10 protein-coding genes are annotated in these 8,517 nt (G+C 63.4%); 3 read left to right on the top strand and 7 right to left on the bottom strand.

Going from position 1 to position 8,517, the window contains the following annotated elements; genetic code table 11:
• Positions 1-25: 25 nt before the first annotated feature.
• From ABVV53_RS11660 to ABVV53_RS11675, 4 genes are read right to left on the bottom strand one after another with little or no spacing between them, the layout of a single operon-like run.
• A complete protein-coding gene (locus ABVV53_RS11660) occupies positions 26-1,060 on the bottom strand; it encodes a zinc-binding dehydrogenase (protein WP_353984597.1) in 1,035 nt (344 codons plus the stop codon).
• Positions 1,057-2,082 (bottom strand): LLM class flavin-dependent oxidoreductase, encoded by a 1,026-nt coding sequence (locus ABVV53_RS11665; protein WP_353984598.1) that lies wholly within the window; start codon positions 2,080-2,082, stop codon positions 1,057-1,059. Before ABVV53_RS11665 ends, ABVV53_RS11660 begins: the two co-directional genes overlap by 4 nt.
• Entirely contained in the window at positions 2,079-2,579 is a 501-nt protein-coding gene (locus ABVV53_RS11670; RefSeq protein WP_353984599.1) for a nuclear transport factor 2 family protein, read from the bottom strand. The genes ABVV53_RS11665 and ABVV53_RS11670 overlap by 4 nt, the downstream gene beginning before the upstream one ends.
• Positions 2,579-3,397 (bottom strand): SDR family NAD(P)-dependent oxidoreductase, encoded by an 819-nt coding sequence (locus tag ABVV53_RS11675; RefSeq protein WP_353984600.1) that lies wholly within the window; start codon positions 3,395-3,397, stop codon positions 2,579-2,581. The genes ABVV53_RS11670 and ABVV53_RS11675 overlap by 1 nt, the downstream gene beginning before the upstream one ends.
• An 85-nt stretch (positions 3,398-3,482) precedes the next feature.
• Between ABVV53_RS11675 and ABVV53_RS11680 the strand changes: the two genes are divergently transcribed.
• Positions 3,483-3,959, top strand: a complete 477-nt coding sequence (locus ABVV53_RS11680; RefSeq protein WP_353984601.1) for a GbsR/MarR family transcriptional regulator — start codon at positions 3,483-3,485, stop codon at positions 3,957-3,959.
• 548 nt (positions 3,960-4,507) lie between these two features.
• The gene (locus ABVV53_RS11685; RefSeq protein WP_353984602.1) at positions 4,508-5,332 is read left to right on the top strand and encodes a hypothetical protein; all 825 of its coding nucleotides are present in this window, start codon (positions 4,508-4,510) and stop codon (positions 5,330-5,332) included.
• Between the two features lie 210 nt (positions 5,333-5,542).
• On the opposite strand, the gene ABVV53_RS11690 is transcribed toward ABVV53_RS11685, so the two are convergent.
• From ABVV53_RS11690 to ABVV53_RS11700, 3 genes are all read right to left on the bottom strand, one after another.
• The gene (locus tag ABVV53_RS11690) at positions 5,543-5,998 is read right to left on the bottom strand and encodes a GNAT family N-acetyltransferase (RefSeq protein ID WP_353984603.1); all 456 of its coding nucleotides are present in this window, start codon (positions 5,996-5,998) and stop codon (positions 5,543-5,545) included.
• Between the two features lie 201 nt (positions 5,999-6,199).
• Positions 6,200-6,535, bottom strand: a complete 336-nt coding sequence (locus tag ABVV53_RS11695; RefSeq protein ID WP_353984604.1) for a GNAT family N-acetyltransferase — start codon at positions 6,533-6,535, stop codon at positions 6,200-6,202.
• Positions 6,536-6,631: 96 nt separating this feature from the next.
• Positions 6,632-7,462: a PhzF family phenazine biosynthesis protein gene (locus ABVV53_RS11700; RefSeq protein WP_353984605.1), complete on the bottom strand. Its 831-nt coding sequence runs from the start codon at positions 7,460-7,462 to the stop codon at positions 6,632-6,634.
• Between the two features lie 181 nt (positions 7,463-7,643).
• Here ABVV53_RS11700 and ABVV53_RS11705 point away from each other — a divergent pair, with 181 nt between their 5' ends.
• Positions 7,644-8,471 carry an NAD(P)-dependent oxidoreductase gene (locus tag ABVV53_RS11705; protein WP_353984606.1) on the top strand — a complete coding sequence of 276 codons (828 nt, stop codon included), beginning with the start codon at positions 7,644-7,646 and terminating at the stop codon, positions 8,469-8,471.
• Positions 8,472-8,517: the final 46 nt, after the last annotated feature.

Raw genomic sequence — 8,517 nt, forward strand, 5'->3', positions numbered from 1 at the left:
CGCCTGCCCCCCCCCCGCAACCCCGTCAGAGCACTCGCGGGTCGACCAGCGTCCGCACCGGTGCTGTCGGTCCCGAGAGGTTCGCGATCGCTTCGGCCACGCCGTTGAGCCAGATCCGTCCGCCGAGCCAAGGCGTCACGTCGATCCGGCCGTCGGCGATGGCGCGGACCGCAAGGTCCATGTCCTGCGGCTCCTCGCCGCCGGCGAACTGGATGTTCAGGCGCTTGTTCTGCGCGGCGAAGACGAACAGGCTTTCCGCCTCCATGCAGTAGCGGCCCATCACGATCCGCCCGTCGAACGGCGCCGCCTCGACGATCCGCTGGAGCATACCGGGCTGGCCGACGCATTCGTAGATCAGGTTTACGCGCCGCCCGTCGAACGCAGGCAGCGGCGCGTAAGGATCACTCTCGCGCGGGTCGAGCGCGATGTGCGCGCCCATCGCCAGGGCCAGATCGCGGCGGCTCTGGTGGAAGTCCGCCGCGACGATCGGGCCGACACCCATGATCTTCAACCCGGCGATCACGCCCAGCCCGATCGCGCCGCAGCCCAGCACCAGCGCGGCGTCGCCTTTGTCCGGGCGTCCTCGCCGGGCATGTTCCAGCCCCACCGCCAGCGGCTCCACGCACGCGGCGTAGTCATCAGGCAGCGCATCGGGCACTTCGATCAGAAAGTCCTCGTCCAGCAGCATCAGCTCGCCAAAACCGCCAGGGCACTGGTGGCTGTAGCCAACCACCGCATGGCTGCCGCCTTGCCGCATGATCGGCACCGAGACCACGCGGCGCCCCGGCTGGACACTGCGACGGCTACCCGGACCATAGTCGAGCACTTCGCCCACATACTCGTGGCCCGGTACGAACGGCTGCTCAAAATCGAGCGCCGCGTACGGTCCGCCCATCTTGCGCGACAGGTCGATGATGTTGCGACCGCCGGTCAGGAAGTGCTGGTCCGAGGCGCATAGCCCGCAGACATGCGTACGCACGAGCGCCTGCCCCTTGCCGGGGACGGGATCGGCGACATCGCCGACCCCAACTTGCCCGTTCGCGATGAAGGCAGCCTTCATGCGGGCTTGCTGGCCAGGACTTCGCGCAGCTTCGGCATCGTCTTTTCAAGCAGGCGCAGCGATTTCCAGCCCTCTTCCGGCGCCAGTCCGCCCAGCAGCGGCTGGAAGCCCAGCACGCCGCCTTCGGGCATCGAAGCGGCCTTTTCGAGCAATTGCTCCGGCGTCAAAGCGGCGAAGAGGCCCGCGTGGCGCAGGACTGCCGGATCATCCAGGCCCTTGAACGGCGAGTTCGAAGCGTCGCCCTCAGCGGCTGCCCACTTGGCGTACTCGGTGATGACGTGGACCGCATGCGGCGCGATGGCCTCCCAGCCGGCGTCCGGGTCCTCGCACAAGTGCACGGCCATCGGCATACCGGGAACCGGGCGGAAATACGTGCGCGGCGGATTGCCCAGGCGTTCGCACTCCTCAAGGTAGATGTCGACCAGTTCGGGCTTCATCGGGCCAAGACCGACGCCAAAGCGAGCAGCGCGCTTGGCGGTAGCGGGAACGCCGCCGCCGACCATCACGATGTCCTTGGGATCCTGCACGGCCAGCGGACGCACGAAGATCGGCCGGTCGTCCAGCTCGAAGCGTTCGCCCTGCAGCGCGCGCACGATGATCTCCAGCCCCTGGTCCATCAGCTTGGCGCGGTCCTTCAGGGACTTTTTGAACATGGCGAATTCCTGCGGGACGTAGCCAGCCGCAAGGATCACGTTGAGGCGACCGTTCGAAATGTTGTCCACGATCGAGATCTGCTCCGCCAGTTCGACGGGATCGTGGAGCGGCAGGATCACCGCACCCAGCACGAAGCGCACCCGCTCAGTCACGGCCGCCATGCCCCCAGCGAGCACGAAGGGCTGCGGGAGATAACCGTCCTCCGAACCGTGGTGCTGCATCAGGCCGATCTGGTCGACGCCAATCTTGTCCACGAACGCGGCCATCTCGATCGCGGCGCGATAGAGTTCCGGCGTCGGCGCTGCCCAGTCGGGCGAGCGCATATCAAAAGAAACGGCAATGCGGCGTTTTTGGGGGTCAATCATCATAGGCCTTTCAGAATGGCATAGGAGGGGTCTTCACGGTCGCGCCGCGTCCAATCATGTTCGTGGACGGGCGTGACCTCGCTCATGGTGTCGAAGTCTATGACGGCGTTCCGGTGGTCGATGGCCCAGTGGCCGTCCCGGCGCGACCAGGTGTCACAGTATCGCGCCCAGACCTGAAGCTGGAACGGCTTGCCCTCACGCTCGCCCCGCAGCGCGGCCATGACGTAAGCCTCGCTCGCGGCGCTCTCCCCGTCGAGTTCGATCAGGACGTTCGTGACCTGATGCGAGTGCGCCTTAAGGTTCAGGTGCGCCTTGCAGATGTAGTCGATCGCGCCCCGCCCCGAACCCTTGTAACTGCTCGGGCCGTAGTCCGCAGTGGCATCCTCGTGGAATACGGAGTGGCCCAGCGGAACGTCGAGCCGGTCCACCGAACGGCAGTAGCGATAGAGCTGCTCGGTTATCGCCTGCTTGTCGGCAACAGCCTGCGCGGTATCCGCCATCAGGTCACCCCTTTCGCAGCGTAGGAAGCGGCCATGGCCGAGACGCGACGAATCCGCTCCCGCCGATCCGCGGCTGATGTGGCGGACATGATCGCCTCGTCATCCGCCTCGCCCCAATTGCAGACGGGGCCATGCGGCAGACGCTCCAGGCCAAGACGAGCCACATCGTCGGGGTGTGCGAGGTTGTCAGGAATGGCCATGCCGCGCGCCTCCATCAGCTCGCGATGGGCAGGCGTATCGGTGCGGCCGATGACATAGCTCAGCACGTCCACGCCATGCGGCTCCAGCTCAGCCCAGAGCGCCTCGCACAGCACAAGATCGAAAGCCTTGCTCGCCGCGTAGACGCCGATGCCGGGCAGCCCCGCATAACAAGCGCCAGAGCCCATCACGATCATCCCGCCGCGCTTGCGGGCGCGCATGGCGGCGCCGAAAACGTGGAGGGCGCGCATGGTCGTCATTACGTTGCGGGTGGCAAGCGCGTCCCAATTGGCGATGTCATTGTCGAGGAACATGGATCCATTGGGATCGGCCCCGGCATTGAGGATTAGCAGACCCACTTCCCGGGGACCGGCCGCCGCTAGAAGCTGTGCCACCGCATCCTCTCGCGCCAGATCGATCGAGGCGGTGATGCATTCCACGCGGTGATCGGCGCGCAGTTCCCGGGCCAGCTGCTCCAGGGGAGCTTCGCGCCGTGCGACGAGAACAAGGTTCAGACCCTTGTCGGCGAGCTGACATGCGAACGAGGCGCCGGTACCTTCCGAAGCTCCCGCAACCAGGGCCCATGGCCCGTAGCGGCTTGCGAACTGTCCCGGATTCATCGATGCTCTCTCCCGCGAAAGCGGGCCCCACATTTTAGTGGTGGCCGGCGGGCGTAAAATTCACTAAATCCAGAATATGTCAAACATGAAGTTGTCCGCCGAAGACGAGCGCTTTCTCGAAGACATCTCCAGCCTGATGGCGCCTTGGGGATGGCCGCGCCCAGTGGGCCGGATCTACGCCTATCTGCTACTGCGAGCCGCGCCGGCTACTTTGGACGACATTGCCGAAGACCTCGGCGTGAGCAAGAGCAACGCCAGTGTCGCCGCGCGCACGCTGGACCATTGCGGCAACGCCCGGCGACATAGCGAACCCGGCAGCAAACGCATCTACTACGCCGTGCCGGAAAACCACGGCGGCCCTTTCGCGGCGAAAGCCGAACTGCTCGGGCGGCTGGAGCGCCAGTTCGACCGCCAGTCCACGCGCGCGCTGCCCGCTGGCGTCACTCACAGGTTCGAAGAATTGGCCTCGTTCTACGCGCGGATGCGTGAGGCGATGGAGCGCGTGATCGAGAGCGATCAGGCCGAGGCCGCCCCGCTGGGCCGAGCATCCGGGTCAGCCTAAGCCGCGCGGACCCGTTCCGAGTTTAATGTTTGGCCGCTACCGAGGGGTGCCGAAGACACGCCGATGTCGGGAATTTGGTGGGAAGCTGCCCTGGCCGCTTTTGGCCGAACGGTAACGATAGCTGCCGTTTAATCGCGGTAGCGGCGGCGCCTGCTCACGACCAGAGGACGACGTTCGCCTAGGTTAGCCCGAACGTCTGCTGCTGACATTAGCAGCCGTTCGAGATCGATGATTGCGCTCGTCAGCACGCGCCCCACTTTCGGCCACTCGCGAGCCGCGCAGCGATCCTCCAAGCGTAAAAGCCGCTGACCCGACGCTGGATCGATCGTCCGTACCGCAATTGCAAGGCTACATCGCTGATCGAGCTTCCCAGTTCGATACGCTCGCGTTACGGCGCGAACGGTTTCTCTAGCCGGGGGCAAGAAATGAGGCAGCACGTGTTTCGGGCAGCGGCAATCGCCGCAGCCCTCTCCTTGTGCGGGGCGCCGGCTGGCGCGCAGTTTGGTGGGTTGAGGCTGGGAGACCTTGCCAAGCGAGCTGGAATATCCATGCCCAGCCTTCGTAAAGAGCCAATTTCGACCAGCCTGCCTGACGCTCAATGGGGTGATCCAAGCCAGGACAACTTCGTTCCACCGGCGCTCAAACGTGAGCTGACACAGCTGCAGCGGACCGCCAATGGGGGGTTCCTCCTCCAGGCAGGCTACTATCGATTCAATGGTCAAAGCTACTGCCTGCATGCCGGCACCCACGGTCCGGGGGGCGGCGACGGTTACCTCTATGCGCCTCCGATTGGTGCAGCAAAAGACGCGGTGACCACCATCGTTCGGGGCTCTGTCCAGCATCCAGAGATTAGCCAGCATGTCATCCAGGCGCTGCTCTGGGCAATCCTGTCGCGCGCCAAGATCGAAGACTTGTCTGACGAGCAGCGCGGGGCGGCCGCGCAGCTGTTGACCCCGCGTCAGCTCGCCGGCTTGAACCGAAATGTTCTGGACATGCTCTCGTCCGGCCTGATCGCCGACAACTTGCCGCGAGAGGTCCGGTCCGTCATGCAGGCAGAGGCAAACTTGCGCCACATGCTGACCACGCCAGGAACAAGCTTCGGCGAGTTGGAACGGGTCGCCGTGCTCGCCGGCATGGCACCGGTTGGGCCTGGCAGCATCGGGGTGCCGACCGGGCGTTGGAGCCACCATCCCGATGGCTACTGGGTTCGCTACCTACCCAATAGCTACTCGAACACGGTCGTGGAGATCTGGGTGCCCGAAGGCTCGCCCGGCATCGGGAAGGAATATGATCCAGCTACCCACATCGCGGTTCCTGGCAACACCTCGCGACAGCGGCTGATCCAGTCAGGCCGATCCTATGGGACCAACTGACCCAAACACTCCTACTCCAGCAACTTTGCGGTTGGCGCTTAGCCGCTGTTCCCGTTCAACGATCCACATTGCGGATGGCAGCTATTGCCAACCACTTTCTGGAAGCTGCCAGTCCGTTCATCACCACATACCGCCAATCGCGGGCGATGATGCATAGCCGCGAGGTGGATGGGCAGCTCACGCCCCACTTTCAGTCATTCGGTCATATAGTCAGCTGAGCCGGAGTATGTGCTCCTGGAAGCCGTCCGCCCCCGTCTCTTCGGCGTAGAATTCGAAACCGCACCTGCGAAGAATCGCGAGGGAACCAAGGTTCTTGATACTAACGGCACCAAAGAGCGGGCGCTCTAAATGCAGCTTGAGAAACGCTTCGACGGCAGCTTTACCGATTCCCTTGCCCCAGTATTCCCGACCAAGCCAGTAGGCGATCTCAGACCTATCATCTCTCGGAAACGCAGAGACATAGCCTGCGACCTTGCCATCGGCCTCGATGGTCCTGACGATGAACATAGGCCCGGACATGATCTTGCACCAATGTTCATCGAAAGCAGAGCGCGCCCGAGGAACAAACCCAGCCATGTCGGCCGCTTCTGCGTCGCACTGATGCTCAAAGAAGACCGGCAGGTCGGGCAGTCGAACAGCTCTTAGGCGAATCTGCATGCCGAGCATTTTAGTTCGACACAGGTGCCGCGTACATGTCCGGTCTCCACCAAACCCCCGCCATTCCCGAAATTCGATGGTCGATTGGGAAAGCTACGCGATCACCTTCACCATGTGGATAGCGACGCCTCCATTGAGAGCTTCTTCTCGCTCGATCTTATATCCGAGCGAGGCGTAGAGGCGTAAGTTCTCTTCAAACTTCTGGTTCGTCTAGAGGCGAACCGTGGTCAGGCCGGCCTCACGCGCCAGTTGCTCGGCATATGCGACCATCTTTCGACCGTAGCCGCGTTTTTGAAAGTTCGGACCGACGGCCACGTTCTCTATCAGCACGTCCTCGTCGCGTTCGGTGGTTTCGACAAGCGCGGCCAGGTCTTTTCCAACAAACAGGAGGTCTGCGCGATGATCCCGGATATGGGCGGCATGATCCGCCCTCATCGGTAGCGGTTCGCGACCGATGAGCGGAATCAATTTGGAATAGGCCGACCTGGTGAGGGCAGTAACAGTCGCAGCATCATCGGGGGTGGCTAACCGGATTGTCTCGCTCATACGCAGCCTATGATGGGTTGCGGCCAGGATCGGAAGGGCAACGGCTTTCCCGATTGGGAAGGTGTTTTGGGAACGCCTGGTAACGAAGGCTTATGCCTACCCCTCGATGCGCCGCACCGTTCCTTGAACGCGGGCACCGCCTCCCGGGATTGTCGGCGCGGCTGCGTGTAGCAGACAGGGCACGCCCATATCTTCGCCTTGCACGATCTCGAGGTCCCCGGCTTCGATGCCGAGAGCCTGTAGGTAGCCCGCCAATGCTGCGGCAGCGGCTCCGGTCGCCGGGTCTTCGTACACACCACCGGCAGCGAAAGGGTTGCGTGCATGGAAGCGGCCAAGGGTTTCTGCATGGACAAGGCTGATTGTCGCTAAGCTCCACTCTCGCATGAGCTCGGCGCCGGCCTGCATATCATACCGCATGGCCGCTAGTGCAGCCCGGTTGTTCATCGCCAACAAGAGATGACGCGCTCCCGCGTCAATGATTGCCGGCGGAATCCGAGGATCAAGGTCGGCGTCGGTCAGGCCGAACAGCGCTAAGGCGGTTTCCAGCAGGTGTGAAGGTGCTGGACAGTTCCGCGTGGGCGGCGATACGAGCGCCGCGCTAAGACCATCCACGCCGCATCGGCCTTCGACGGTGACCTCGCCTTCATTTAATTTGAGCTTGAAAGCACCATCGCCTTCTCGGGTCGCGAGCGCCGCTCCCAACGCTATCGTTGCATGGCCGCAAAAAGGAATCTCGGCTTCTGGGGCGAAGTACCGCACCCGGTAGCCTTCGGGTGTGCGTGCGGCAAAGACGGTTTCGGAATAGCCCACTTCCGCCGCAACGGCCTGCATACGGGTAGGATCGGGGAGCGCATCGCAGAGGACAACGCCGGCCGGATTACCGCCACGATTATCATAGGTAAAAGCCGCCAGTCGCTGAACGTCCATCCAAACCCTCCCTAGTCTCGTTCATGCTTTAGACGGTTGGGAAAATTCCCAAAAGAGAACGACGTTTGGGAATGCGCAGGGCTTCTCAAACTCGTTGCACGGGCGGAGATGGAAAGCGATAGGCATGATCGCGGATGAGAAAGTCGGACCAGAGAGTCGCCGTATTAGGGCTGGAGATCGGATGAATGATCATCGGCCGCAGCGACTATCGCTCGGAGGAGGAGAGACAATGCGGGTGGCGTGGATCGGTCTTGGCTCAATGGGGGCGCCCATGGCGCTCAGCATAGTGCAGGCAGGACATACGTTGACCGGCTACGCGCGTCGTCCGGCGGAACATGATGCCATTCGCGCGGCAGGCGGCACCGTGATTGACGACGTTTCGCAGGCGGTGCGCGGTGCGGAGGTTGTCTGCGTCAACCTGTTCTCGGCCGAGCAGATTTGCGAGGTTCTGGTCGAGCGGCAGGGTCTGGCGGCGATGTCTGCAGGGGCGATCCTGGTCGTCCACAGCACGGTGAGCGCCGCCTTCGTGCGTGAACTCGCCACGATGCGTCCCGATATTGACGTGGTCGACGCAGGCTTCAGTGGAGGGCCGCAGGAAGCGGCGGAGGGCCGACTTACCTTGCTGGTGGGCGGCACCGAAGAGCAGGTCGCACGGGTCCGGCCCGTGTTTGACGCTCATTCTGCGTACATCGCGCATGTCGGCCCGCTGGGCAGTGGCATGACGCTTAAGGTCATCAACAATCTTACCTTTGGGGCGCATGTCGCCATCGCACGTGATGCGCTGCGTCTCGTTGAGGAGGAGGGGCTCGATGCCGGGACCGCAGCCGAGGCGCTGCTGCGCGGCAGCGCGGCTAGCTTCGCGCTGACGGTTCTCAGCCGCAACGGGGATGCTGAGGCTTCGGTCGCGCGGATCCGGCCTTATCTGGACAAGGACGTCGCGATCGCACGCGCAGGCGCGACTGGAATGGAGCTGGGAACGCTCGACGCTGCGACCCGCGACTTCGGGTGAGTATCGAGCTGCGCTGGAGAATGGCCGAAGGTGGTGGAGGCTGTGT

The sequence above is a fragment of the Novosphingobium kalidii genome, from assembly GCF_040534015.1.
In the GTDB taxonomy this organism is placed as follows: domain Bacteria; phylum Pseudomonadota; class Alphaproteobacteria; order Sphingomonadales; family Sphingomonadaceae; genus Novosphingobium; species Novosphingobium kalidii.